The following is a 25,981-nucleotide window of genomic DNA, read 5'->3' on the forward strand; positions in this document are numbered from 1 at the left end:
TTAACCCACGAAGATGGGTTTTGCCTGTGTAGACGCGGTTTTTAACCACCTGCGTGGACTAATGAAAAATCAAGGTCATTTAACCCACGGAGGTGGGTTTTGCCTGTGTAGACGCGGTTTTTAACCGCCGATTTAATTGCTAAACTTTTTTAAAATATGACACAAGCACAGTTACAAGAAACGGTTAATATCCCCAACCTTCCTGAAGAACATGAGGAAAGGCATTGGCGCGACTTTTTTGGTTTTAGTACCGACCATAAGGTGATTGGGATTCAATACTTAGTCACCTCGTTTATTTTTTACTGCATTGGCGGTGTCATGGCTGATTTGGTGCGGACAGAATTACGCACTCCCGAAGTAGATTTTGTCACGCCGGAAGTCTATAACAGCCTGTTTACACTCCATGCCACAATCATGATTTTCCTGTGGATTGTGCCAACAGGAGCAGGATTTGCTAACTATTTGATTCCGCTGATGATTGGCGCGAGAGATATGGCTTTTCCTCGCCTAAATGCTGTGGCTTTTTGGATGGTTCCCCCAGCGGGTGTATTACTGGTTGCTAGTTTAGCGGTAGGTGATGCCCCTGATGCTGGTTGGACTTCCTACCCACCTCTGAGTTTGGTAACAGGCCAGGTGGGAGAGGGGATTTGGATTATGAGTGTGTTGTTATTGGGGACTTCTTCGATTTTGGGGGCGATTAACTTTCTCGTTACTCTTTGGAAGATGCGTGTTCCCAGTATGGGCATTTATCAAATGCCGTTGTTTTGTTGGGCAATGATAGCAACTTCGGCTTTGGTGCTGGTATCTACACCTGTTTTAGCTGCGGCTTTGATTTTGCTGGGTTTTGATTTGTTGGCAGGAACAACATTTTTTAATCCTTCTGGTGGGGGAGATCCTGTGGTGTACCAGCATATGTTCTGGTTTTATTCCCACCCAGCGGTTTACATTATGATTTTGCCTTTCTTTGGGGCAATTTCGGAAATTATCCCAATTCACGCCCGCAAACCGATTTTTGGCTATAAAGCGATCGCTTTTTCATCCCTAGCTATCAGCTTTTTAGGGTTAATCGTTTGGGCGCATCATATGTTTACCAGCGGTGTTCCCGGTTGGTTGCGGATGTTCTTTATGATCACCACCATGATCATTGCTGTTCCCACTGGGATTAAAATTTTCGGTTGGTTAGCAACTCTCTGGGGTGGCAAAATCCGCTTCACTAGCGCCATGTTGTTTGCTATCGGCTTTTTAGCAACTTTTGTGATTGGTGGAATTAGTGGCGTAATGTTGGCCGCAGTTCCTTTTGATATTCACGTTCATGATACTTACTTTGTAGTAGCGCATCTTCATTATGTTCTATTCGGTGGTAGCGTATTAGGTATCTTTGCGGCTATTTACCACTGGTTCCCGAAAATGACGGGACGGAAAATGAACGAGTTTTGGGGACAGATGCATTTTGCCCTCACCATGATTGGTTTAAATATGACTTTCTTACCCATGCACAAGCTGGGACTCATGGGCATGAATCGTCGGATTGCCGAATATGATCCCAAGTTCACTAGTTTGAATCAAATCTGCACCTACGGGTCTTATATATTGGCGGTTTCCACATTACCATTTATCGTCAATGCTGTTTGGTGTTGGTTCTATGGAGAAAAAGCCGGTAATAATCCTTGGCAAGCGCTGACTTTGGAATGGATGACTACTTCTCCTCCAGCTATTGAGAATTTTGAAACCCTTCCGGTTTTGACCACTGGCCCTTACGATTACGGCGTGAGTCATGAACGAGTTGAAGTTCAACCTGTATTAACTCCCCAGACTGAATAAGAATCTTGTTCCCAGTCTCCGACTGGGAATGTAATCATAAAGGCTGGTGCCTCTACTGGCACTAAAGGCAGAGCCTTTTAGAATTCATCCCCATACAGAGTATGGGAACGAGAATTACCAATTACCAATTACCAATTACCAATTCATGCAAAGTCAAATAATTGATACCGCAAAAACTGAAATAAATCATGACCATATAGCCGTTTCTCATCACGAAGCACATCCAGATCATCGTTTGACTGGTCTATTTATGTTTTTGGTGGCTGAAGGGATGATTTTTATGGGTTTGTTTGGTGCATACCTTGTTTTTCGTTCTACTATCCCTGTCTGGCCACCGGCAGGAACACCAGATTTAGAACTGTTGTTACCGACTGTGAATACTTCTATTTTGATAGCCAGCAGTTTTGTCATGCACAATGCTGATACTGCTATTAAAAAGAATGATACGAAGGGAATGCGGATTTGGTTGGCAATTACCGCAGCTATGGGGGCAATTTTCTTAGCAGGTCAGGTTTATGAATATGCTCATTTAGAGTTTGGTCTGACTACCAATTTATTTGCAAGTTCATTTTATGTGTTGACTGGTTTTCACGGTTTGCACGTGACTATTGGCGTTTTAGCAATTTTAGCAGTGTTGTGGCGATCGCGTACTCCCGGACACTACAGCAATGAACAGCGCTTTGGTATTGAAGCAGCAGAAATTTACTGGCACTTTGTAGATGTAATTTGGATTATTTTGTTCGGATTACTGTATTTACTCTAGGTATTAATTACTTAGTTGTTCACTCCACTCGAATAACCGACAATCCCCCTCTTGGGGGTTTTTTTTGTTTGGTGAGAGTTTCAGATCCCCCACTTCTTTAAGAAGTCGGGGATCTTATATCTTATGGTAAAGAGAAATAGATTTTTTCAATGTTAACTATGCCAAACTTTCTAAAGCTTGAACTTCCTCAAGAGATAATTCCGTAACTTCGGCAATTTGTTCTAAATTCATCCCAATTCGTAACAAATTTAAAGCCAATTTTCTGGTTGTTTCAGCCTTACCTTCAACTTTACCTTCAGCTTTACCTTCAGCTTTACCTTTAGCTTCACCTTCTTGGAGGATTTCTTGATAAAAGGTTGTTTTGTCAAGGTTTTAGAAGCTAATAAAGTAATGTAGCATATTAAATCCATACAGGAAGACTCCTGAATTATGCCAGATGAAACAAAGTAGGGGTAATTCATGAATTACCCCTACTAAAGACTTGATTTTACCAATCCCTAACGTACCTCATTTAAACTCTCGATTTGGTTGGTAAACATCTCCGTAAACAAACTCATGACTGTACGTTCTTCACGGACTTTGATATTAGCAGTAATAGACATTCCCGACTGTAAGGATATTTTTCTACCTTGACCGATAAGATTTAATTGTTGTTTATCTAATTTGATTTTAGCGGGAAATCTATAAAATTGATGGTTTTGATCTGGAGGTAAAGCATCTGAACCAATATTAACTACTTTACCTTTGATATCGCCAAATTCACTAAAAGGAAAGGAATCAATTCTCACATCTACATTCATGCCTTTTCTAACAAAACCAATATCCTTATTGGTAATGAAAACTTCCGCTATGAGGCTATCTTTAGGGACAATTTGCATTAATTTTTGGGTAGCATTGGCAACAAAACCCGGATTTTTAGCTTGAAGATCGAAAACTATACCTCCTACTGGAGCGCGGAGTTTTTGATATTTAACATTTAACTGTGTTTGCGATATTTTGCTACTGATATCTGCTAAACGTTGTTCATTTTCTAAAATAATCTTTGTGAACTGACTATCAATATCAGCAATACGTTGTTTGTTAGCACCTATTTTTTCCAAAATAATTTTATCAGAACTCGCAACTGTATTAGTTAATTGCTCTTTTCCTTTATCAATATCAAATGTTAACCGTTTTTCTTCTTCCTGTAATTGTGATATTTCGGCTTTGAGCGTTTGTACCTGTTGTTTTTGATTTAGATACTGTAGTTTAGAAATACCACCCTCTTCAGCCAAGGTTTTAAGACTTTCTAAAATCTGACTTTGAATTGCTAAACCATTTTTAGTATCTTGCAGTTTAAATTCAGTTTGAGAAAGTTGTTTTCTAGTTTTTGAAACTTCCAAATCTGCGGCTTTGGAACGAGATGCTAATTCTGTTTTAGCAACTGATAATAGTTGTGTTTCATCAATTCCCGTCCCTGCTGCTCCAGGTAAATTTCTTAATTGAGAACGTAATAATTCATTGTCTGCTACTAAGGAAGCACGACTTTTGAGCAGGAAGGCTGATTCTCCTGGTAGTTTACTGCGTAAAAATGCTAGTTCGGAATCTATGCCCGTACTTGCTCCCATTAAGCGCCGATAGATATTATTTTCTTGAATTAAAGCTACGCGAATTTTATTCAATGAATTTAATTCTGCTAGGGTAGCAATAGAATCGAAGGTTAATAATAAATCCCCTGCTTTTACCTCTTTTCCATCTTTCACATAAAGTGATTTTACAACTCCATTAATGGGAGCTTGGACTTCTTTTACTGTTCCTTCTGGTTTTAATTGTCCGGTTGCGGGAACTACTTGTTCAATTTTCGCTAAACAAGCCCAAATAATCCCAAAACAAGCTAATCCCATGAGAGTAATCATGATGGTTCGTGACCACATTGGGGATTGACGGAGAACTACAGATTGCTCAAAGTTATCAAAATTGAAGTCGGGTTTTGGCTGTTTGGGAGTAGGTTTGGGAGATGTTAATACTTGTGCATCTTTATCTTTGTATGATCCTTTGCCATTTCCGTTGCCGTTGCCATTGCCGTTTCCGTTGGTGTATTTACCATTAATTTGAGTCATAATAATTTTGGAATTTAGATTTTGGATTTTAGATTGAATATTTAGAGGACTCCACCAAATAGATAATCCAATCTTGTGGGATGGGCATCCTGCCCGTCCTGATATTATTAGCAGGGACAGATGCCTGCACCACAAGAAATTTTGGGATATTTTTTTATTTGGAAGTCTCTTAGTGGTGTGTAATTTTATCTTTAATTCAGTTATCAGTTGAATTTTATTTAAACAACTGACGGGGTAAAGCAAAAGCTAAACCCCTACGAATAAATGACAAATTACAAGTTTACTTCCTGTTGTTGATAAAGGTAGAAATAATGACCTTTAGCTGCCATGAGTTCTTGATGATTGCCTTGTTCAATCATTCTACTATTATCCATGACCACGATAGTATCTGCATTACTAACAGTATTCAAACGGTGGGTAATGAAGAAAACTGTATTACCTTTAAAAGCGCGAGCTAAGTTCAGACAAATTTGTCTTTCTGTCGGATAATCTAGGGCGCTGGTGGCTTCATCTAAAACTAATATTTTAGGTCTTTGCAGGACAGAACGAGCGATCGCAATTCTCTGTCTTTGTCCACCAGAAAGGGCTGATCCCCGTTCCCCAACTCTTGTATTATAACCATTTGGTAAGGTCATAATAAATTCATGAGCAACGGCAATTTGAGCAGCTTCAATAATTTCCTCAGTTGTGGCATCAGGATTAGTTAAAGCAATATTTTCTTGAACTGTGCCATCAAATAAGAGCGTCTCTTGGGGAACTACTCCGATTTGCCGCCGGAGGGAATAAAGTTCTACTTTGGCAATGTCATAACCATCAACTAAAATTCTGCCAGATTCTGCATCATAAAGTCTGAGCAGTAATTTCATCATTGTACTTTTTCCTGAACCACTTTGCCCGACAATACCCACAAATTCACCTGCGGTAAATTCGACGCTGACATTGCTTAGTTGTAGTGGTCCACTGGCAGCAAATCGGAAGGAAACATTGTCAAATTTAACTGCACCGGTAACGGGAGGAAGAGAAATATTATTCTTGTCTATTTCTCCTTCTTGTGGTGTGTCAACGATATCACTTAATCGTTCTAAAGACAAACCAGTTTCTTGGAAGTTTTGCCAAAGTTGTGCCAAGCGTAAGATTGGGGTAGTAACATAACTAGAAATAATCCGAAAGGCAATTAATTCTCCTAATGTTAATTCTCCTTTCAACACTAAATAAGCACCCACCCACAAAACTAATAAACTGCTGAGTTTACTCAGAAACTGACTGGTTGAGTTAGCTAATGTGGAAGTAAGAACAGTTTTAAAACCTGCGGCCACAAACTTAGCATATTTCTTTTGCCAGGAAAAGCGGGAGCGCAATTCAATATTTTGGGCTTTAACTGTTTGAATACCTGACATTACCTCAACCAAATAAGATTGAGTTTCGGCATTACGTTCAGCTTTAGTTCTTAATTGTCTACTCACTGTGGGAGCAGCAATTAATGTAACGACTATAAACAGAGGAATTGTCCCTAAACCTACGAGAGTTAGTTGCCAACTGTAAAACAGCATGACAACTATATAAACTACGGAAAATAGGGCATCTAACACTACTGTTAAAGCCGTACCTGTGAGAAACTGGCGGATATTTTCTAATTCATTAATTCTGGTTGATAGTTCACCAACTGGCCTTTTATCAAAATAGCGGAGTGGTAACCGAAGTAGGTGGTCAATAATTTCTGACCCCAAACTCATATCAATGCGGTTAGTGGTATCTACAAACAAGTAAGTCCGCAATGTGGTCAATACGGCTTCAAATACACCCACTGCTAATAGTAAGACCCCTAAAATATTCAGGGTATTAATACTATTTTGAACGATGACTTTATCAATAATTAGCTGAATAACTAGAGGATTAGCTAAGGCAGCTAGTTGGACGAAGAAGGAAGCAACAAATACTTCTATTAAGACCCGACGGTAACGTGATAAATAGGGAACAAACCAAGATAAACCAAAGCGTTCTTTAGGTGTTTCTTTTGTCTCGCTAAGTAACAACAATCTAACTTGTGGTTGTAAGTTAGCTTCGTCGGTTTCTAATTCTTCTAGCAATTGACTAATTTGGCAGGTGATAATACCTTGAGATGGCACACCTAAAACGACTTTTTTTCCATCTACTGCATAGAGGACAGCAAAACTATCACGATAGCGAATTAATGCTGGTGTAGGAATGCGGTTAATGGCAACAGCCGGCACATCAACTAGCTGGGATTTAAGTCCAATTAGTTCTGATAAATAAGCGCAAACTTGAAAAGATATACTACCTTGACGCTTAATTTGATCGGTTAAAATGCGCTTAACTACTTCTTTCCGAAAGGGAATTTCTAAATGCTTGGATAGCATTTGAAAACAAGCCAGACTGGCATCTAATTCTCCTTGTCCCCGGACAAATGGATAGTTTTTATTTTTTGATGACTTGTTTGATGTGGTTGGGGGAACAAATTCCTGTTCTTGGGCGTAGGGAATTTCACTAGTTCCGGTGCTATCTGATTCTGGTATAATTTCTAATGTTTCTGATTCTACGGGAATACCATCAAGTAATGATAAATCATCAGGACTGATACCCAATAAACGAACAGGAATGTTTCCTTTAACTTCAATTACTTCGGTTTCTATGCGAGAACCAGTGGGGAAATCTGCCAAAGAATTACCCGCACTTACAAACCAAATCCGACTGCTTTCTAGTTCTTTTAAGGAAGTTTTTCCTGGTGATAAATAATGAATTTTTGACTCTAATTGAGCTTGTTGGGTAATGTCTTTGAGGTTGTGATTAACTAAAGCTTTTTGTGCTACCTGTGAACTCAAAACATCAAATATTTCAATTAAGTGACTTTGACTTCGACGAGCTTTAGCAAAGGCTGGATTTTGGGTGAGGAATTGTAAATAATCTTGGACTTTCCAGGTTAAACAGACTAATTCTGTGGAAGCGATCGCTGTTTCACAAGGAATCTGACGCAACCAAGCAATTTCGCCGATTATTTCCCCTGGTTGTAGTAATTTTAAAGTAATGGGTAATTGAGTTTGGGGGTCATATCCCAATAGTCTGACATTACCTTGATAAATAATTGCTATCCGTTCTGGTAGTTGTTCTTTACCAATAATTTTTTGCCCTATACGATAACGTAAAGGCTGGAGAATTTGTGATGATGAGAGTTTGCTGATTTCCTGAGTAGGTAATTGATCAAACCCTTCAATACTGGCAATGAATTCGTCAAAGGTACTCTGAAGATAAGTCATATTGATTGAGTTAGTTATTTCACTTTATATCGGCTAAAAGGTTGATATTTGGCGATTTACACTGTCTGAATTTGACATTTTTGTTCTGTCATTTGTGCTTGTAACCACTGATTATACCGTTCATTTAGTAACCGTTGTTTTGTGGCACGATCTAGTTGGGCTGGTAGTAATTTTTCTAAGCGGACAATTACTATCAAATTACCAATTTGAGTTGGTGCTGATAGCTGTTGTGGTTGGCTTTTGGAGAGGATATTTGCCAATGTGGGATGGAGGGATTGTAAATCTATTGGTCCGACTAAGCCATCTGTCTGGGATTCGGGACCTTGAGCATATTCCCGCGCTAATTCGGCAAAAGACTGTTCACCCTCTTGGATGCGGAAGTAAATTTCTTGAGCAATGCCAATTTCTGAGGTAGTAATCAGGGAATAAATTACCTTATCTAACTGGGCTTTCCGTTGAAAGAAGTAAGAGTTTAAATCCCCTTCCCAGGTGGCTTCTTTGAACTTTTCTAGTTTTAATTGTCTTACCCCCATAATCCGCAACTTTTGGAAACTTTCGCTCTGTTCTTCTAGTCCCTGATATTGTTGGGCTAACTGTTCACAGACTAGTTGTTCTTCTTCTGGGGTACAGGTAATTTCGGCGATCGCTTGATCAATGATGATTTCTTTAAATAATACTGGTAATAACTGGTATTCCGACAATAATGATAAAACCTCTGTGGGCTGGAGAATGCGATCGCCCAATTGTAGAACTTGATTCATATTGCTTGTGATCAGCTTGGTCGACATTGTTAACTTCTCTTAAAAAGATAATAGAACTAGATTATCACCAAGTTATATTTTGGTTAAAACTAGACAATTTATGACAACTTTACTCTGTATTGGTTTACGTATAGTATTTAAATACTAATTATTTTCCAATAATCAAGAGTTGATTTTTTGAATTTCTAAGTAATCACGGCGTTAATATTTGGATATTATCGTACCAAAATACCATAAATTGATAATTTTGTCACATCAAACTGACTCTCACTCCGTCAAGCTCTACCAATTTGACCTATTGCATATTTGTCCATCGGCTAGTACCGCAGGGCGGAATTTAGAATTAATACAGCATAAACTTTTGAGAGATTTGTAATGGTTCATTGACTTACGCCGCATTGTATTAAATTACTCACGAGTAAATAGGGCATAATTACGAATTACTACCCTAAACTAGATAACCAGTAATCTCCGTTATCGCGTACTTTTCACTTAACTAACTAATCTTCAAAAATCAATCTAACCTGACAAATAATTACAACACCTAATAAATGAATACAGGACAAAAATTATATAAGGGGTAAATTTAATTTCTCTAAAAAGGTAAATATAGTTACAAAAATCAGGAGGGAGGGAGAAGGGAGAAGGAGAATTACTAAATTCCCAATTCTCGATTCCCCAGGCTTAAATTAACGAAATTTACCAGGATTTAAACGATTAGAAGGTTGAGGCTGATTATTTCGGCGGATTCCTACGCCATTTTTTAAACCTCTCCCAGTACCACCATCTTTAACATCAAGGTATGGCTTCAAATTAATCCCACCTTTTGCAGAACTAACCTGATTTTTACCACCTAAAAGTGTTTGCCCTAGGCTGTATAAGCTATCTCCATTACCTCTATTACGATTAGTGTAGGTATTGACAGCAATAGTTTGTTGTCCACTATCAGCGGTAGTTAAATTTTGGAAGACACTATTGCGAACAGTAGTAGGATCTTTGCCGCGAGGAACTGTCAAAACAATCCGACAACTGGGGTTGGCTTCAGTGGTAACACAGATAATATTTTCGCTATTTTGAAACCCTATTTGTAGTTCTTGTAATCCATCTGGGCGATATTGTTCTAAACGGGTAGCAATCGTTTCACAACGTTTTTGAGCATCCCAGCCCCCTCCTAAATTTTGAGGTGCAGCCCAAGCAAAGAATTGTCCAGGTTGACTTTGGGGCTGATACATGACGGTAGGCTGTCCATTGTTATATTGACAACTAAACCTTTTATTACTGTCAACTGTGGTAGAAGTCGGTATGGTATTTGATGAACCTGATGGGACTGTAGTGGATGAACCTGATGAACCTGTAGGAACAACAATGTCAGCAAAAACTACAGCATTACCAAAAAATAAGGAACATCCAAAACTACTCAACAATAAAAATCGCAGCGATTGTAATGACATAAATATAACCTCTCTTAGAAACAGGTAAATAGCTGATATCTCTAGTGACGGAGAATATATGTTTTTGATTCTTAAAAAACCTGTTTTTTTATTTTTAGCATACATAGTAGAAACCGCTACAAGCTACGAAGGATTATCAGCAGCTTACAGCGGTTTCTTGATTAGGTTGTGATTCAATAGAAAAATATAGAGGTGGACTTGACAGGCAATCAATTAAATCTAGTCTAAATTACGCTTCCGCTCTGTTAAACCTACCCAAAGCTACCCAAGTCTATAACTAACTGGACATAGATAGTTTTGGCGTTAACTTCCTGCTTCATCGTAGTCTCAAGTTGACACTTGAGAGGCTTGTCTACTCCACAGGCTATCTCGGTAGAGCTTACCGTTTCAATTCTTTCTAGCACTTCTAGCTGTGAGTTCCAACACCTCCAATAACAATTTGGTGAGATTCAGGCGAAAACACTTTGAAAGGAAGCTAAAACCTAAAATTGATTGCCGGGACACTAGAGCAGGAGGCACAAACTCTAATGAGAAAGTTTGGATTTAAGGTTTGACTTTTAACCTTTTTGTACCATGCCCTTAATCTAGCATGAGGTTTTTTGTTTGTGTTGTCTGTTTACTAAACTTGAAATTCATTAATATATTGCAACAATTCGGAAATCTTTCTATCGGACTGAGAATGCAAAGGATGGGCATCTTGCCCATCCCACAAAACTAGTAACATAATACTGTCACACCTGACTGGACACACCCCCTCCGTTCCTACGTCCTCCTGCTATATTAGAGGTTTTATGAGTTCTGCACCGATGGAAATTATTATTGGTTGGCTATATCCTAAGTTGATGAGTACCTATGGCGATCGCGGAAATGTGATTACTATCCAACGCCGCGCTCAATGGCGGGGATATACTGTGACTGTATTACCCTTAGACCAAGACTCCACCGCAGAGGATATCAAATCAGTAGATGTGATCGTTGGTGGTGGCGCACAAGACCGTCAGCAAGAGATTGTGATGCGGGATTTACAAGGTGCAAAGGCTGAGGCAATGCGTGATAAAATAGACAGTGGTACACCGGGAGTTTTTACCTGTGGTTCTCCCCAACTGCTAGGAAATTATTATGAACCAGCTTTTGGACAAAGAATTGAAGGTTTAGGAATCTTAGATTTAGTTTCTATTCATCCTGGTGAAAATACTAAAAGATGTATTGGTAATTTGGTTATAGAAGTTACGGCTTCCCGGTTAGCACAGGAATTAGAAGCAATGACAGGAACAAAAGCTTATTTAGTCGGGTTTGAAAATCACGGTGGCCGGACTAAATTAGGGAAAGTGGAAGCTTTGGGACGTGTGGTGTATGGTTTGGGGAATAATGGAGAAGATGGCACAGAAGGCGCGTTTTATCAAAATGCGATCGCTACCTATTCCCACGGGCCATTATTACCAAAAAATCCTTTCGTTGCCGATTGGTTAATTCAAACCGCGTTAAGGTTGAAATATCAAGAAGAAATTAAACTTTCACCTTTAGATGATACTTTGGCAATGCAAGGACGAGAAGCAATATTGAAACGGTTGAAAGTGAATTTACCCAGTGCGGCTGGAGTTAGTTAAGATGTGTAGGGTGGGCAATGCCCACCAAAAACCAGCTACTAAGCTAATCAGCATTTAATTTACATAAGTCTTGTGGGATGGTCATCCTGCCCGTCCTGATATTATGGGCAGGCAAGATGCCTGCACCACAAGAAATTTTGGTATATTTTTTATTTGCAAGTCTCCTACAGATTATTTTTTTGTTAAATTAAGAGCAATTTTACCTAAAATGTCTGATAAGTTACTATATAAATCTGAAATTGTTCACTTAATCATTATTTTAAATCTGTGCAACTTCCTTTCGACTTCGCTCAAAGTAAACCTTCTTTCCCAGAATTTGAAAATCGATCAAATCAACACTCTGATAAGGGGTTAGAAAAATTACTGAATCGTCTTGTCATCAAAATCGAACGAGATGAATTAGTCCGACAAACAACAAATCAACTGCGAGAATCACTTCAGGTTGATCGGGTAGTCTTGTATTATTTCTATAAGCAATGGGAAGGACAGGTAACATTTGAATCATTGAGTGCTGATGAATATTCGATTCTCGGTTCTACGGGAGCAAGTGATTGTTTTAACCAGGAGTATGCTGGTTTGTATTTAGAAGGACGGGTAAAAGCGATCGCTGATATAGAATTAGAAGCAATTCAGGATTGTCACCGTGATTTTCTTCACAGTATCCAAGTTCGTGCCAATTTAGTAGTACCAATTTTGATACCGAGAGGATTATGGGGACTTTTAGTAGCTCATCATTGTCAACATCCCCGTGATTGGAGTTTAGCAGATATTGAATTGATGCAAACAGGAGCGCGAACTTTAGCAACAGACTCGAATATTTTGGAGAGTTAATCAATTATAGGAGGGCAATATATCAATTGTCAGAATCAGGATGTCCAGGATTTAAAGATTTACAGGATTGTGATTGATAAATTTTCTGTGAACATTTAAAGATAGAAAATGTTAATTACAATAACAATATCAATTGTCAGAATCAGGATACCCAGGATTTAAAGATTTACAGGATTGTGATTTATCAATTTTCTGTGAACATTTAAAGATAAAAAATATTAATTACAATAACAGTATATTCTCTATCATTCTAAAAACCGCTATTTTTCATAAACAATAAAAAATAACAGGATATTGTCAGAATCAGGATACCCAGGATTTAAAGATTTACAGGATTGTGATTTATCAACTTTCTGTGGACATTTAAAGATAAAAAATATTAATTACAATAACAGTATATTCTCTATCATTCTAAAAACCGCTATTTTTCATAAACAATAAAAAATAACAGGATATTGTCAGAATCAGGATACCCAGGATTTAAAGATTTACAGGATTGTGATTTATCAACTTTCTGTGGACATTTAAAGATAAAAAATATTAATTACAATAACAGTATATTCTCTATCATTCTAAAAACCGCTATTTTTCATAAACAATAAAAAATAACATCCTGTACATCCTGAAATCCTGGATATCCTGATTCAGACAAATTCAGATGGTGGATATGTACTTTTAAAGATAAACAATGTTAATTACAATAACAGTATGTTCTCTATCATTCCAAAAACCGCTATTTTTCATAAACAATAAAAAATAACATCCTGTACATCCTGAAATCCTGGATATCCTGATTCAGACAAATTCAGATGGTGGATATGTACTTTTAAAGATAAACAATGTTAATTACAATAACAGTATGTTCTCTATCATTCCAAAAACCGCTATTTTTCATAAACAATAAAAAATAACATCCTGTACATCCTGAAATCCTGGATATCCTGATTCAGACAAATTCAGATGGTGGATATGTACTTTTAAAGATAAACAATGTTAATTACAATAACAGTATGTTCTCTATCATTCTAAAAATCGCTATTTTTCATAAACAATAAAAAATAACATCCTGTACATCCTGAAATCCTGGATATCCTGATTCAGACAAATTCAGATGGTGGATATGTACTTTTAAAGATAAACAATGTTAATTACAATAACAGTATGTTCTCTATCATTCCAAAAATCGCTATTTTTCATAAACAATAAAAAATAACATCCTGTACATCCTGAAATCCTGGATATCCTGATTCTGACAATCAGACAATCAAATTCCCAAGTTTAGGACTCCACCACCCTTTTGCGGTATTAAAATAAGCTACATCCTTATGTTTCTTATCCTTCCAAGACTCCTGACCAGAACACCGCAACATAGTCTTATTTTGCCCATCCTTCATATAACTATATTCCTCCAAAGGTTTCTTACATACCGGACAGGGATAAGCAGTAACCTTTACCGCAGGTTTAGGAGTATTTTCAACTTCAGATGTTTTCGGTTTTGGTGCTGACCAAGTTTTATTAAAATCACTCCAAAACAAAACAATGTTTTCACAACCACTCACACATTTAAGAAAATATTTCTTCTTAACCTTACTACTAGGAATTTTAGCTAAAAAGTTATTACATTCAGGACAACGAGTTTTAGAAGTTTCATATTTGCGCTCAACTAAACCATTACTTTTAACTGTAGTTGATGAATTAATAACCACAGTTTTAGCTTTAGAAAGCGCAGGGATAAAATAATTTTGATTCCAAGTAGTTAGATAATGTTGCCAAGAGTTTTTTCCTTCAGCAATTTTATCTAATTCCTGTTCCATCTTGGCTGTAAATTCTGCTTCTAATAAATCCGGTAACGCCTTTTGTAAAAACTCATCCACTTCTAACCCTAAAGCTGTCGGTTGCAGATTATCTTTTTTCAATTCCACATAATTGCGTTTTTTCAAAGTAGCAACTGTAGGAGCATAGGTACTAGGACGACCAATCCCTTTTCTTTCCATCAATTGTACTAATTTTGGTTCACTGTATCTTGGTGGAGGTTGGGTCTGTTTCTGCTCATGTCCAGCATTTTCTAAAGTCAGAGTTTGTCCCTGTTGAAAAAGAGGTAAAACCGCATCTTTACCAAGATTCGGCCAATATTTTGCATAACCATAAAATTCCACAACTTGCCCTCTGGCTTGCCATAAAATATTACCTGACTGGGTAATGATCACAGTTTTTCTAACTTGAGCAGGACGACATTGGGAAGCGATCGCTCTTTTCCAAATCATTACATATAGGTTAAACTCATCTTCAGGTAATTCTATCCGTAATTGTGCTGAAGGACGAAAGACATCTGTAGGACGAATAGCCTCGTGTGCCTCCTGAGCGGTTTTACTACTGCGCTGCTTGGCTACTTGCTGGGGGACATTTTGAGGATCATTTTGTTCCAACCATTGACGCGCACTAGCACAAAATTCAGGACTTAACATGACTGAATCTGTTCGCATATATGTGATTAACCCAGCCTCATATAGCTTTTGTGCCACTTGCATGGTTTTATCTGGGGCAAATTTCAGCTTAGAACCGGCTGCTTGTTGCAGGGTAGAAGTGATAAACGGTGGAGGGGGTTGACGATAAACGAGTTTTCCTTCAATTTGAATAATTTGATGAGGATGACGTTTTGCTTCTTCAACTAATCTTGTGGCTTCTGCTGCTGAGAGAACGCGCTTAGATTCTGCTTTTTCGGTGTTATTACTAGCAGCATCATCATGAGTTTGTGTTTCTGGTTCTAATGTTTCTGTGGCAGAATTTACCGCACCGTTGTAAAAAGCCCGGAATCCTTCTTGATAATCTACCCAAACACTCCAGTAATCTTGAGGGACAAAAGCCAGAATTTCTCTTTCTCGCTGACAAATTAAGTGTAAGGTGGCGCTTTGGACTCGACCTACACTTTTTGCACCGTTATTTAATGCCCAAACTAAGGGACTACCTTTGTAACCTACCAGTTTATCAAGGCAATCTCGACATAATCCCGCACCGATTAAATTGGTATCAAGTTTTCGGGGATGAGCGATCGCATTTCGCACGGCAGATGGTGTAATCTCAGTATAAACTACTCGTTTGGGGTCTCTTAATCCTAACGTTTCTTTAAGATGCCAAGCAATAGTTTCTCCCTCTCTGTCTGGGTCTGTAGCTAAAACTACTTCATCAACTTGCCTAACAGCGGCTTTTAATTGTTGAATTGTTTCTTTTGCTCGTTGATCACGAGGAATATAATTGCAGTTTACACTATTGCCCTCCATAGTAAAACCCAGTGAATCATCACCCTCGTTACTGAGTTCGCGGATATGTCCACAACTAGCGCGAACAATCCAATCTGCACCGAGAATTTGACTCAGTTTTTTGATTTTTCCGGGAGATTCAACCACTAGGAGACGTTTGGGCATGGAACTTGTTTTTTAGATGCTTTATATAGGATAAAATAAATGACAATATTTTTACAATAGTCGTGGAATTTGAATTTCTTAATTGTCAGAATCAGGATATCCAGGATTTAAGGATTTACAGGATTGTAGCTGAGTATGATTGTTTATTAGTTGAACGCAGATAAACGCAGATGAACACAGATGATAAATGCTAATTTTGTACTTCATTAGACTAGGAAATGTTATAATCACGGATATACTGAATTATCTCTCTGTCTATGCTGAAACCAGGAAAGCCATTAAAACAACGTCCCCAATATGTCGTAGAAACAGAAATTGGAGAAGGAGGTTTTGGTGTTACTTATAAAGCTAAACATCAAGAATTGAATTTTCCCGTTGTTATTAAAACTCCTAATAGTCGTTTGTGTAGAGATGCTAATTATCCTAGATTTGTGGAAGGTTTTCGCAAGGAAGGAAGAACATTAGCTAAAATATCTCAAAATCATCATCCTAATATTGTCAGAATTATAGACTTTTTTGAGGAGGATAATTTACCATGTTTAGTCATGGACTTTGTTAAGGGTGAAAATTTATATGATTTAATCCAAGATAAGGGCATTTTATTAGAAAAATTTGCTATTGATTATATCAAACAAATTGCTGATGCTTTATCTATTTGTCATCAAAATGGAATTATTCACCGGGACGCACATCCTGGCAATATGATATTAAGAGAAAATAGCAATACTGTAATTTTAATAGATTTTGGTTTAGCAGGAAATGTGAATAGTCAAAGTATTAACCAAGCTGCTAATCTGGCTTTTGCACCTTGGGAACAAATGCTAGAAACGGAAAAATCAGCAAGTATTGATGTTTATACTTTAGCTGCTTCTTTGTTTTATTTGGTGACTGGAGATACTCCCACACCTTGTTTAGCAAGGAAGATGTTAAATAATGATTTAATAGAACCAAAAAGGATAAATTCAAGGATTAGTGATAGATTAAATAAAGCGATTATTAAAGGTTTAGAATTAGAACCTAAAAACCGTCCGCAAAGTATGAAGGAATGGGTGGGTTTATTTCCTAGTCCTGATGATGGTAGTCAAGAGGTAGAATTAAAATCAGATGTAGGAATGGATTATAGTAAACTGCGTGAATTACTCAAAGCAGGAAAATGGAAAGAAGCGGATGAGGAAACAGCACAGGTAATGTTAGAAGTTGCAAAACGGGAAGAAGAATATTGGTTAAGAGTAGAAGATATTGATAATTTCCCCTGTGAGGATCTCTGGACTATTGACCAATTGTGGGTAAAATATAGTGATGGTAAATTTGGTTTCTCTGTACAGAAAAAGATTTATCAAAGTTTAGGTGGAACGAGAGAATATGATAAGAAAATTTTCGATCAGTTCATAGACAAGATAGGATGGAGAAAAGGAGGTATAGAGTTGGACTATGAAGATATTAATTTTGATATAAAAGCACCAGAAGGACACCTTCCAGGGGAGATGCGGTGGCAAATGGGGGAGTATATTGAAGAAGAGTCTTGGTATGTAGAATGCTCTCTTCTCTCGCGTCAAGACTTGTAAATTGTAACATTTAAAGATTACAGAAAATTATTAAGTCAGAATCAGGATAACCAGGATTAAAGGATGAACAGGATGGTAATTTTGAAATTGTTTGTTGGTGATGAAAGTTGTATTTGTCAGAATCAGGATAACCAGGATTAAAGGATGTACAGGATGGTAATTTTTAGATTTTTTATAATCATTTAAAGACAACTATTAAAAAATATCCTGAAAATCCCAAAATACCCACACACCATCATCAAAAAACATCCTGAAAATCCTATAATCTTGGACATCCTGATTCAGACAAATTAGATTGTAGGGTGCATTAAGCTGTCGGACAACCAGGATTAAAGGATGTACAGGATGGTAATTCTTAGATTTTTTATAATCATTTAAAGACAACTATTAAAAAAGTATCCTGAAAATCCCAAAATACCCACACACCATCATCAAAAAACATCCTGAAAATCCTATAATCTTGGACATCCTGATTCAGACGAATTAGATTGTAGGGTGCATTAAGCTGTTGGATAACCAGGATTAAAAGATGTACGGGATTTTAAGACTTGACAAGACGATTATTCTAGTACAGAATCTTCATCTTCTAATTCTCCTAATGCGGAAATAATCACAGAAGGTCTATCAGGAAATTCTGCCACAAGTTTTAAATCTCCTCCCATTGCTTTTACATAACTACGTAATGTAGAAAGTAAAAGATCCGTCCGTTTTTCTAATCTAGAAACACTATCTTGACGGATTCCTAATAATTCTGCCATAGATTCTTGAGTTAATTTTCTGGCTTTTCTCATATCTTGAATAGTCATGTTTTCCAGAATTAGTTCTTGGGCGCGGGCTTCAATTTTTGCCCGTCGTTCCGGCGGTAATTGTGACATGATATCACTTAATTTTGTCGCCATATTTTTATTCTCCTTTGTCTTTTAATTCCTGAAGATGGGAGTCAAATCTTTTATCTGCTTTTGTAATTAATTGTTTGTAAAATCTTTTTTCACTTGTTCCAGCTTTATTACCAGCTACAAGTAATATTGCTTTCTTTTTTGGATCAAAAGCAAAAGCTATTCGCCATACACCATCGTCCGCATAAAAACGCAGTTCTTTCATATTTTTATGTCGAGAACCTTTAAGTGTATCAGCATGAGGTCTGCGTAGGAGTGGACCGGCGGATTCTAGTAATTTTGTGTGTGCAAGAAGTTCTTCCTGTACTTCTGTTGTTAGTTCAGAAAATTCAGGTAGAAATTCGTCATGAAATAAAATTTCCCATGTCATGAATTTATTATGGCTTAGAATCCATATTTATTCAAGTATCAGATAAATCGCTTTTATTGTCATCAAAAAAGACCATTATCGAGTAATTTCAGTGGTGCTGCCAAAATATGCTACTTTTGAGGTAGTATAATTTAAATATTTATTTCTAGTAGTCGTTTATGCCCAAGCACGACCCCGCAAAATTAAAAAAAGTCGCTATTAGTCTTCCTTTCGGTATTGGTTCTGCGGAATGGGAAGCTGACACAACAGAACGAAAAGCCGCTTGGTCGTTGTACGTGGAACTTGTGACACGCATTGCTGTCCAGTCCTTAGAAGTTGACCAAGGGTTAGTGCGGGAAGCATTAAACTCTCTGTATAGTTTATTCGGAACTACCCGCGAAGTTCTTAAAGCTGCTGGACCTGATGTGGGTGCTTCTAAGAACTCGGTTGGGGGTATTGCTATTGCGGTATTGAATAATGGGTTAAGACCGTTTTTAGCTAAATGGCATCCCGTGTTACAAGCGTGGGAAGCAAGACGACCTATGGGGGTGAGTCCCAAGGAACATGAAGTGAGTTGGTCTGAGGAAGCAACGTTGCGAAGTGAGTTAGCTACGTTGCGAGGTGGTTTGGAAGAGTATGCGAAGGCTTTGGCTGTTATTTCAGGTGTAGAGGAGTAATAAATGGCAATTAAATATGATATATTCCTCAGCCATGCGTCCGAAGATAAAGAGACATTTGTTGAAGAATTATGTAACAGACTTAAAGAGGCTGACTATACAGTATGGTATGACAAAAATGAACTCTGGTGGGGAAACCACTTAAAAACAAAAATTAAAGAAGGTCTAGATAACTCGCAGTATGGAATTGTGGTAATTAGTAAGCATTACTTTTCTACACACAAAGAATGGACTTTTCAGGAGTTCAATCACATATTAACAGATTTAAAGATTCTGCCTATTTTACATCATATAACGATGGAAGATATAAGAATTAACCACCCAGAACAGTATGAAAAAATTAAGAATTGGAAGGCAATCAGTAGCGACAAAGGAATTGATTATATTATTGAGCAATCACTGAAAGAAATTGGCAACCGCTGGTCTGAAAAGGAAATCAACTACAGCAAACTGCGTAACCTATTAGCAGCACAGAAATGGAAGGAAGCAGATGAAGAAACTTACGAAGTTATGATTAAAGCTGTGGGTAAAAAGTCAGGTGATTGCTTTACAAGAGATGAACTATTAAATTTCCCATGCCAAGACCTCCGCACAATTGACCGATTGTGGGTACAATACAGTAAAGGAAGATTTGGCTTCAGCGTCCAAAAGGAAATTTATTTGAGTGTCGGTGGAAGGCTTGGTAGGTATGAATCTGAAACCTTTTTGAGATTTTATGAAACTGTGGGCTGGGGAGATGTTATAAAGTATAATACATTGCCAGATGGACACTTACCAATTAAAGTACCAATTGGGGCAAGAGGGAGTGGTGTTGGTGGGAGGGTTGCAATGGTGGAGGGTCCGATGTTTTGGGTTTGGGTGGGTATCTCTTCTCTCGCATCGAGACTTGTAAAGTGTAACATTTAAAGCTTTCAGAAAATTATTAACTCAGAATCAGGATATCCAGGATTTAAGGATTTACAGGATTTTATTTTCTGATGAAAGCTTCCCCAATTCTAACATAATTAATTAGATGAACGAGAAAAATACTCCCTTCGCACACAAAGATAACTGATATTTTTTCTCTGTGTCCTCTGTGGTTCGTTTAAACAAATTAGTAATCTAACAGTAATATCAAGAATAATTGAACCCAGATAAAGATGGAAAATCAAAAATCAAAACATGATACTTTCAAACAACATCCTGTAAATCCTAAAATCCTGGACATCCTGATTCAGACAAATTAAAATATTAGTACACCACAAATAAAATCAAAATCCCGTAAATCCTTTAATCCTGGATGTCCTGATTCTGACAAATAATAAAATAACAGATTTTGGAAAAATACACTATGCCCAAAATTACCCTAGAAATATCAGAAGAATTATCTCAACAAATAGCACAAATAGGGATAGATACCTTACCCGAACTACTGGCTTTGAGTCTCCAACAATCACCAATATCAACACAAATTTACCAATATATCCTTAATTTTCTGGCCAGTAACCCCACTCCTCAACAAATAGCAGAATTTAAACCTACACCGGAAATGCAAGATAGGTTATGTACTTTGCTAACACATAGTAAAGTAGGTAAACTCACACCCAGAGAATTAAAAGAACTAGATGAGTATGAACGTATTGAACATTTAATTGTGATGATTAAAGCTGGTAATTTATCTTATTTGAGTAGCAATCTGTGAGTGTATCCTATATTCCGGTTGCACTTCGCCGCTTAGTAGAAGAACGGGCAAAATATAAATGTGAATATTGCTTACTACCCGCAAAAATAGCATTTTTTCCTCATGAAATTGACCATATTATTGCTGAAAAACATGGTGGTGAAACCAACGCTGATAATTTAGCACTTACTTGTTGGCGTTGTAACCGTTATAAAGGTAGTGACTTAGGTTCATTTGATCCAGAAACAGGCTATTTTAGTTTTCTATTTAATCCACGTAACCAGGAATGGAAATCACATTTCATATTTTCAGAAGTGGTAGTAGTTGGTTTAACGGCTGAAGGACGGACAACAGTGAAGTTGTTGCAAATTAACAGTGAGGAAAGACTAGCTGAACGAAGAAAATTAAGGTTAGAATAGCAAGTTTTTTATAAGTTTTAGTGTAAGTAATTAGTTTCTAGTACATCACAAAAATCTTTACATCTAAAAAACCTTAACGCAAACCAACATCCTGTAAATCCTAAAATCCTGGATATCCTGATTCAGACAATAATTAAAAAATGGTACAATATCTACAATCAAAATAACCCGAAACGGTAATGGTTCAAACCCCTATCAAAACCTTAACCCTTGATGAATTTCTCAAATTGCCAGAAATCAAACCAGCAAGGGAATTTATTAACGGTGAAATCATTCAAAAACCTATGCCCCAAGGAAAACATAGCACAGTTCAGCTTGACCTTGGTTCTAATATTAACCTAGCACTCAAGCCCCAGCGTATAGCCCGGGCATATTCTGAATTACGCTGTACCTTTGGTGGTAGATCCATTGTACCTGATATTACAGTCTTCACTTGGGAACGCATTCCCCGCGATGAAAATGGTGAAGTTGCTAACACCTTTGCTATCCCTCCTGACTGGACAATTGAAATACTTTCTCCTGAACAAAGTCAAACTAAAGTTGTTCGGAATATCCTCCATTGTCTGAGTCATGGTACTCAAATGGGCTGGCTAATTGACCCCGCAGAAAAATTAGTTTTTGTGTATTTTGCTGATCAACGGACTCTATTATTTGAATTAGAGACAGATAGCTTACCTGTCCCATCTTTTGCGGAGTCGTTTAATCTTACAGTAGGTCAACTTTTCGGTTGGCTAAATGAATAAATATTCGACATATTCTTTTATTTGAGTTAGAAGCATTAGTTAACAATCAACTACAAACTTTATGGATTCTCATTCCCCGTTATGTCAAATTATAGCTCATCGGATTATCACCAGTCCTCAAAAACGCATTACCTTTGCCCAATACATGGATACGGTATTATACCATCCAGAACATGGTTATTATTCCAGTGATGCTATCAAAATCGGCTTTCGGGGGAGTGATTTTTTCACATCTGCCAGTTTGGGGGCTGATTTTGGGGAATTATTAGCAAAGCAATTTTACCAAATGTGGGAGATTTTAGATCAACCGATACGTTTTGATTTAGTAGAAATGGGAGCAGGACAAGGCATCTTAGCATCCCATATCCTCAACTATTTAAAGCAAGAATACCCAGATTTTTTTGCCGCAGTCAAATATATTATTGTTGAGAAATCACAAAGTTTAAAACAAGAACAACAACAACGGTTACAAGATTTTGCTGTAGATTGGTGTAACTTAGAAGAAATACCACCTCACTCTATTACTGGCTGCTTCTTTTCTAATGAATTAGTGGATGCTTTTCCAGTCCATCAATTTACTTTAGATGCAGGGGAATTGCGGGAAATTTACGTCACCATTGACAATCAAAAACAAGCAATCAGTGAAATCAGTGAAATCCCAATAATCCCTGATCCTGTATTTGTTGAAGTAATAGGAGAACCATCAACACCAAAATTAGGAGAATATTTTAAGTTAGTAGATATTGATTTAAGCCAAAATACTTATGAAAATGGCTATCGCAGTGAAATTAATTTAGCAGCTTTGAACTGGTTGGGTATAGTGGCAGACTGCTTGCAACGCGGGTATGTGATAACAATTGATTATGGCTACCCTGCTCATCGTTATTATCACCCCAGGCGATCGCAGGGAACTCTCCAGTGCTACTACCAGCATCGTCATCATGATAATCCTTATATCAATATTGGGCAACAAGATATCACTGCCCACGTTGACTTTACAGCCTTATCAGCTTGGGGTGAACGGTGCGGACTCAAAAAAGTTGGTTGGACACAGCAAGGTTTATTTTTGATGGCATTGGGAATAGGTGAAAGACTGGCTGCACTCTCCTCTGGAAAGCAATCAATATCACAGTTGCTACAACGACGGGAGGGACTACACCAACTCATTAACCCATCAGGATTAGGCAATTTTGGAGTTTTAGTTCAAAGCCAGGGACTAAGTGAACAAGAAGCATCACAACCACTCCAGGGATTAGTCGTACCAGAGTAGATATCAAGGGGAAAGGTTAAAAATCTCTTTAACAATCCTGTATCAGCCTTGATTGCACTAGCATAACAACAGATGACATTCAAGTCAAAAATCTACCCAAGAGAAATAATTATGACTGCTCATGATCTGTTAGTGCTAGTAACTCTACTGTCCCCCGGACTCTTACTTTCCGTAATTATTATGGTAACTTTTGCCGCTGGAGGCTGAAGACTATATACATTACTGGGTAATAGGTAATTGGTAATAGGGAACTCTTAGAGAACTCCATAAAAAAGATGAACTGCTTGCAGCAGCGCTTCGCTATCCAATCTTGTGGGATGGGCATCTTGCCCGTCCGAATATTATTAGCAGGCAAGATGCCTGCACCACAAGAAATTTTGGGGTATTTTTTTATTTGGAAGTCTCTTCACAGCGTTTCCAATTACCACTAACAACTGACAACTGACAACTAACAACTGACCACTGACAAAGGAACGTAAAAAAATGAAGGTGGCATTTCTGGGAACTGGATTGATGGGACTACCGATGGCTCAAAGGTTATTAGCTGCCGATATAGAGCTAATTGCCTATAATCGCACCCCAGAAAAATTAGAACCGCTACGGGCAGCAGGAGCGCAAATTGTGACCAAACCCAGGGAAGCAATTCGCTCTGCTGATTGTATAGTGCTAATGCTTTCTAACGCCGCAGCGATTTATCATGTGTTGCTGACAGATACTTCTTCGCATACTTTATCAGGACGCAGCATTATTCAAATGGGGACAATTAATCCCTTAGAAAGCCAAGAAATCAGAGATACAGTAGTTGCGGCTGGTGGTGAATATATAGAAGCTCCTGTCCTCGGTAGTATTCCCGAAGCTCAAACTGGCAATTTAATTGTCATGGTAGGTGGAGAGGAGGAACAGTATCAACGGCACTTAAAGTTATTGCAAAACTTTGGCAAAGATCCTGTGTATATTGGACCAGTAGGTTCTGCCTCAAATCTTACCCTGGCACTCAATCAACTGATTGCTTCGCTCACAACTAGCTTTGCTTTAAGTCTGGCTTTTATCCAGTTGCAAGGCATTGATGTGGATTTGTTTATGCAAGTTTTGCGTCAAAGTAAACTGTATGCTCCCACTTTTGATCAAAATTTGCGGCGGATGTTAGATGGGAATTATACTAACGCCAACTTACCGACAAAACAACTGATCAAAGAAATAGATTTATTTATCTCGGAAGCGAAATCCTTGGGTTTGAATCTCAACAGTATTGAGGGTGTGAGACAAATCTTACACGCAACTATGAAAATGTCTTATCCTGAAGATGACTATTCATCCGTATTTCCAGCGATTCGGGAATGGGGTGAAGTCAGTGGAGGTTGAAAAAGAATGTAGAGGCGTTATATCGAACGTCTCTACAAAGGTTATCCCTAAAACGGGATGTCATCTGGATCGGGTTCTGGCGTAACTCCTACAGGGGATGGAGACTGAACAGGTGCAGGTTGATATGTTGGTTGCAGGGCTGTTACCTGTGGGGCTGATGTGGGATAGTTTGATTCATAATTAGTCTGGCTGTAGGTTGGTGGCGCTACAGGGGTTTCATTGACTGGTGTGGTTCTTGTGGCTGCTGGTAGTGAACTGGTATAAGTACCTTGTCCGATGGCGTGAATCCTTTGGACTGTTAATTCTGCGCGTTTTTCCTTAAATCCTTCGGGGCGATCAATTGTATTCATGCCTAAGCGCCCTTCAATAATAACGCGATCGCCTTGATGATAACTTTGGTGAATCTCTTTGGCTAAATTTCCCCAACCTACGACTTTTAAAGGATGGGAAGGATCTTCTGGTTTTGCTCCGGCTACATGAACTATCATTTCTGTAATTTCTAACCCGTCTGGGGTATGTCGCAGTTGGGGATTATCGTAAATTTCTGCCATCAAAATACAACTGTTCATCAATTTCTCCTGATTTTTAATACTTTTTCTCGCGGTGAATTTCACCTCACGAGAAAAGTCAAGCATAATTAGTTAGGGCAATCATCACACGGATCATTGTTTTTCTATATTACACCTGACTAGAACGAGCATTATGTTTTGTCTGTATAGAACAATTGTACTATATTACGGTCTGGACTGTGATTTATATGATTAATTGGATTTATGTGATTGATAGTTCTGTTTGTTACAGGTATCGCAATTGGCTTTGACTGAAATATCTCATTCGCTCAAGTCTGCTCTTTTGAAGATGAGATATAGACACAACAAAATTGTTGTGCTATTATTAATCATAGAAGGATTTTGTGGTTGAATACAACGAAATTTTTCTATTAACACCGATAGGCTCATTTATTAACAAGCACTAAAGCCTTGTAAATCACAATCTAAGGTCTAATTTATATT

The 25,981-nt window shown here is 37.8% G+C and carries 21 protein-coding genes and 1 pseudogene; 12 read left to right on the plus strand and 10 right to left on the minus strand.

The window, feature by feature from the left end; translation table 11 throughout:
- Positions 1-156 precede the first annotated feature (156 nt).
- Both ctaD and EZY12_13375 read left to right on the plus strand, forming a co-directional pair.
- Positions 157-1,821: a cytochrome c oxidase subunit I gene (ctaD, locus tag EZY12_13370; GenBank protein ID QSX70451.1), complete on the plus strand. Its 1,665-nt coding sequence runs from the start codon at positions 157-159 to the stop codon at positions 1,819-1,821.
- Between the two features lie 145 nt (positions 1,822-1,966).
- Positions 1,967-2,584: a heme-copper oxidase subunit III gene (locus EZY12_13375; protein ID QSX70452.1), complete on the plus strand. Its 618-nt coding sequence runs from the start codon at positions 1,967-1,969 to the stop codon at positions 2,582-2,584.
- Positions 2,585-2,740: 156 nt separating this feature from the next.
- Here EZY12_13375 and EZY12_13380 read toward each other — a convergent pair whose 3' ends face one another.
- The 6 genes and pseudogenes from EZY12_13380 to EZY12_13405 all read right to left on the minus strand — a co-directional run bounded on the left by EZY12_13380 (position 2,741) and on the right by EZY12_13405 (position 10,550).
- The gene (locus EZY12_13380) at positions 2,741-2,926 is read right to left on the minus strand and encodes a hypothetical protein (protein QSX70658.1); all 186 of its coding nucleotides are present in this window, start codon (positions 2,924-2,926) and stop codon (positions 2,741-2,743) included.
- A 155-nt stretch (positions 2,927-3,081) separates the two neighbouring features.
- Positions 3,082-4,683 carry an HlyD family efflux transporter periplasmic adaptor subunit gene (locus EZY12_13385; GenBank protein ID QSX70453.1) on the minus strand — a complete coding sequence of 534 codons (1,602 nt, stop codon included), beginning with the start codon at positions 4,681-4,683 and terminating at the stop codon, positions 3,082-3,084.
- 272 nt (positions 4,684-4,955) lie between these two features.
- Positions 4,956-7,955 (minus strand): peptidase domain-containing ABC transporter, encoded by a 3,000-nt coding sequence (locus EZY12_13390; protein ID QSX65866.1) that lies wholly within the window; start codon positions 7,953-7,955, stop codon positions 4,956-4,958.
- A 56-nt stretch (positions 7,956-8,011) separates the two neighbouring features.
- The gene (locus tag EZY12_13395; protein QSX65867.1) at positions 8,012-8,716 is read right to left on the minus strand and encodes a peptidylprolyl isomerase; all 705 of its coding nucleotides are present in this window, start codon (positions 8,714-8,716) and stop codon (positions 8,012-8,014) included.
- Between the two features lie 689 nt (positions 8,717-9,405).
- Positions 9,406-10,167, minus strand: a complete 762-nt coding sequence (locus EZY12_13400) for a COP23 domain-containing protein (GenBank protein ID QSX65868.1) — start codon at positions 10,165-10,167, stop codon at positions 9,406-9,408.
- Positions 10,168-10,418: 251 nt separating this feature from the next.
- Positions 10,419-10,550 (minus strand): annotated as a pseudogene (locus EZY12_13405) (transposase).
- Between the two features lie 408 nt (positions 10,551-10,958).
- Here EZY12_13405 and EZY12_13410 point away from each other — a divergent pair.
- Positions 10,959-11,774: a type 1 glutamine amidotransferase gene (locus tag EZY12_13410; protein QSX65869.1), complete on the plus strand. Its 816-nt coding sequence runs from the start codon at positions 10,959-10,961 to the stop codon at positions 11,772-11,774.
- A 267-nt stretch (positions 11,775-12,041) separates the two neighbouring features.
- A complete protein-coding gene (locus tag EZY12_13415; GenBank protein ID QSX65870.1) occupies positions 12,042-12,605 on the plus strand; it encodes a GAF domain-containing protein in 564 nt (187 codons plus the stop codon).
- Positions 12,606-13,861: 1,256 nt separating this feature from the next.
- Here EZY12_13415 and topA read toward each other — a convergent pair.
- Positions 13,862-16,027 carry a type I DNA topoisomerase gene (topA, locus tag EZY12_13420; GenBank protein QSX65871.1) on the minus strand — a complete coding sequence of 722 codons (2,166 nt, stop codon included), beginning with the start codon at positions 16,025-16,027 and terminating at the stop codon, positions 13,862-13,864.
- 257 nt (positions 16,028-16,284) lie between these two features.
- Here topA and EZY12_13425 point away from each other — a divergent pair, with 257 nt between their 5' ends.
- Entirely contained in the window at positions 16,285-17,592 is a 1,308-nt protein-coding gene (locus EZY12_13425) for a GUN4 domain-containing protein (protein QSX65872.1), read from the plus strand.
- A gap of 560 nt (positions 17,593-18,152) precedes the next feature.
- On the opposite strand, the gene EZY12_13430 is transcribed toward EZY12_13425, so the two are convergent.
- Both EZY12_13430 and EZY12_13435 read right to left on the minus strand, forming a co-directional pair.
- Positions 18,153-18,491, minus strand: a complete 339-nt coding sequence (locus EZY12_13430; protein QSX65873.1) for an XRE family transcriptional regulator — start codon at positions 18,489-18,491, stop codon at positions 18,153-18,155.
- A 4-nt stretch (positions 18,492-18,495) separates the two neighbouring features.
- Complete coding sequence (locus EZY12_13435; GenBank protein ID QSX65874.1) at positions 18,496-18,858, minus strand: type II toxin-antitoxin system RelE/ParE family toxin; 363 nt, start codon at positions 18,856-18,858, stop codon at positions 18,496-18,498.
- A gap of 158 nt (positions 18,859-19,016) precedes the next feature.
- Between EZY12_13435 and EZY12_13440 the strand changes: the two genes are divergently transcribed.
- The 7 genes from EZY12_13440 (at position 19,017) to EZY12_13470 (ending at position 24,968) form a co-directional block, all read left to right on the plus strand.
- Positions 19,017-19,514: a hypothetical protein gene (locus EZY12_13440; protein QSX65875.1), complete on the plus strand. Its 498-nt coding sequence runs from the start codon at positions 19,017-19,019 to the stop codon at positions 19,512-19,514.
- A gap of 3 nt (positions 19,515-19,517) precedes the next feature.
- Positions 19,518-20,420, plus strand: coding sequence for a GUN4 domain-containing protein (locus EZY12_13445; GenBank protein QSX65876.1), 903 nt, complete (start codon positions 19,518-19,520; stop codon positions 20,418-20,420).
- Between the two features lie 424 nt (positions 20,421-20,844).
- Positions 20,845-21,195 carry a hypothetical protein gene (locus EZY12_13450; GenBank protein ID QSX65877.1) on the plus strand — a complete coding sequence of 117 codons (351 nt, stop codon included), beginning with the start codon at positions 20,845-20,847 and terminating at the stop codon, positions 21,193-21,195.
- Positions 21,192-21,593, plus strand: coding sequence for an HNH endonuclease (locus EZY12_13455; GenBank protein ID QSX65878.1), 402 nt, complete (start codon positions 21,192-21,194; stop codon positions 21,591-21,593). The genes EZY12_13450 and EZY12_13455 overlap by 4 nt, the downstream gene beginning before the upstream one ends.
- A gap of 179 nt (positions 21,594-21,772) precedes the next feature.
- On the plus strand, positions 21,773-22,336 hold the full coding sequence (locus EZY12_13460; GenBank protein QSX65879.1) for a Uma2 family endonuclease: 564 nt from the start codon (positions 21,773-21,775) through the stop codon (positions 22,334-22,336).
- A 61-nt stretch (positions 22,337-22,397) separates the two neighbouring features.
- Positions 22,398-23,606 (plus strand): class I SAM-dependent methyltransferase, encoded by a 1,209-nt coding sequence (locus tag EZY12_13465; GenBank protein ID QSX65880.1) that lies wholly within the window; start codon positions 22,398-22,400, stop codon positions 23,604-23,606.
- A gap of 483 nt (positions 23,607-24,089) precedes the next feature.
- Positions 24,090-24,968 carry an NAD(P)-dependent oxidoreductase gene (locus tag EZY12_13470; GenBank protein QSX65881.1) on the plus strand — a complete coding sequence of 293 codons (879 nt, stop codon included), beginning with the start codon at positions 24,090-24,092 and terminating at the stop codon, positions 24,966-24,968.
- 47 nt (positions 24,969-25,015) lie between these two features.
- Here the strand turns inward: EZY12_13470 and EZY12_13475 are convergent, their stop codons facing one another.
- Complete coding sequence (locus EZY12_13475; protein ID QSX70659.1) at positions 25,016-25,537, minus strand: single-stranded DNA-binding protein; 522 nt, start codon at positions 25,535-25,537, stop codon at positions 25,016-25,018.
- Positions 25,538-25,981 lie beyond the last annotated feature (444 nt).

Origin of the sequence: Dolichospermum sp. DET69 (genome assembly GCA_017355425.1) — a bacterium.
Classification (GTDB): Bacteria; Cyanobacteriota; Cyanobacteriia; order Cyanobacteriales; family Nostocaceae; genus Dolichospermum.

What these genes read in the sequence shown, in the direction of transcription:
- EZY12_13445 (QSX65876.1), top strand. Translation starts at nt 19,518, where the DNA reads ATGGCAATTAAATATGATATATTCCTCAGCCATGCGTCCGAAGATAAA.
- EZY12_13410 (QSX65869.1), top strand. Translation starts at nt 10,959, where the DNA reads ATGAGTTCTGCACCGATGGAAATTATTATTGGTTGGCTATATCCTAAG.
- EZY12_13400 (QSX65868.1), bottom strand. Translation starts at nt 10,167, where the DNA reads ATGTCATTACAATCGCTGCGATTTTTATTGTTGAGTAGTTTTGGATGT.
- ctaD (QSX70451.1), top strand. Translation starts at nt 157, where the DNA reads ATGACACAAGCACAGTTACAAGAAACGGTTAATATCCCCAACCTTCCT.
- EZY12_13435 (QSX65874.1), bottom strand. Translation starts at nt 18,858, where the DNA reads ATGACATGGGAAATTTTATTTCATGACGAATTTCTACCTGAATTTTCT.
- EZY12_13460 (QSX65879.1), top strand. Translation starts at nt 21,773, where the DNA reads ATGGTTCAAACCCCTATCAAAACCTTAACCCTTGATGAATTTCTCAAA.
- EZY12_13385 (QSX70453.1), bottom strand. Translation starts at nt 4,683, where the DNA reads ATGACTCAAATTAATGGTAAATACACCAACGGAAACGGCAATGGCAAC.
- EZY12_13375 (QSX70452.1), top strand. Translation starts at nt 1,967, where the DNA reads ATGCAAAGTCAAATAATTGATACCGCAAAAACTGAAATAAATCATGAC.
- EZY12_13430 (QSX65873.1), bottom strand. Translation starts at nt 18,491, where the DNA reads ATGGCGACAAAATTAAGTGATATCATGTCACAATTACCGCCGGAACGA.
- EZY12_13425 (QSX65872.1), top strand. Translation starts at nt 16,285, where the DNA reads ATGCTGAAACCAGGAAAGCCATTAAAACAACGTCCCCAATATGTCGTA.
- EZY12_13390 (QSX65866.1), bottom strand. Translation starts at nt 7,955, where the DNA reads ATGACTTATCTTCAGAGTACCTTTGACGAATTCATTGCCAGTATTGAA.
- EZY12_13450 (QSX65877.1), top strand. Translation starts at nt 20,845, where the DNA reads ATGCCCAAAATTACCCTAGAAATATCAGAAGAATTATCTCAACAAATA.
- EZY12_13470 (QSX65881.1), top strand. Translation starts at nt 24,090, where the DNA reads ATGAAGGTGGCATTTCTGGGAACTGGATTGATGGGACTACCGATGGCT.
- topA (QSX65871.1), bottom strand. Translation starts at nt 16,027, where the DNA reads ATGCCCAAACGTCTCCTAGTGGTTGAATCTCCCGGAAAAATCAAAAAA.
- EZY12_13465 (QSX65880.1), top strand. Translation starts at nt 22,398, where the DNA reads ATGGATTCTCATTCCCCGTTATGTCAAATTATAGCTCATCGGATTATC.
- EZY12_13475 (QSX70659.1), bottom strand. Translation starts at nt 25,537, where the DNA reads ATGAACAGTTGTATTTTGATGGCAGAAATTTACGATAATCCCCAACTG.
- EZY12_13440 (QSX65875.1), top strand. Translation starts at nt 19,017, where the DNA reads ATGCCCAAGCACGACCCCGCAAAATTAAAAAAAGTCGCTATTAGTCTT.
- EZY12_13395 (QSX65867.1), bottom strand. Translation starts at nt 8,716, where the DNA reads ATGAATCAAGTTCTACAATTGGGCGATCGCATTCTCCAGCCCACAGAG.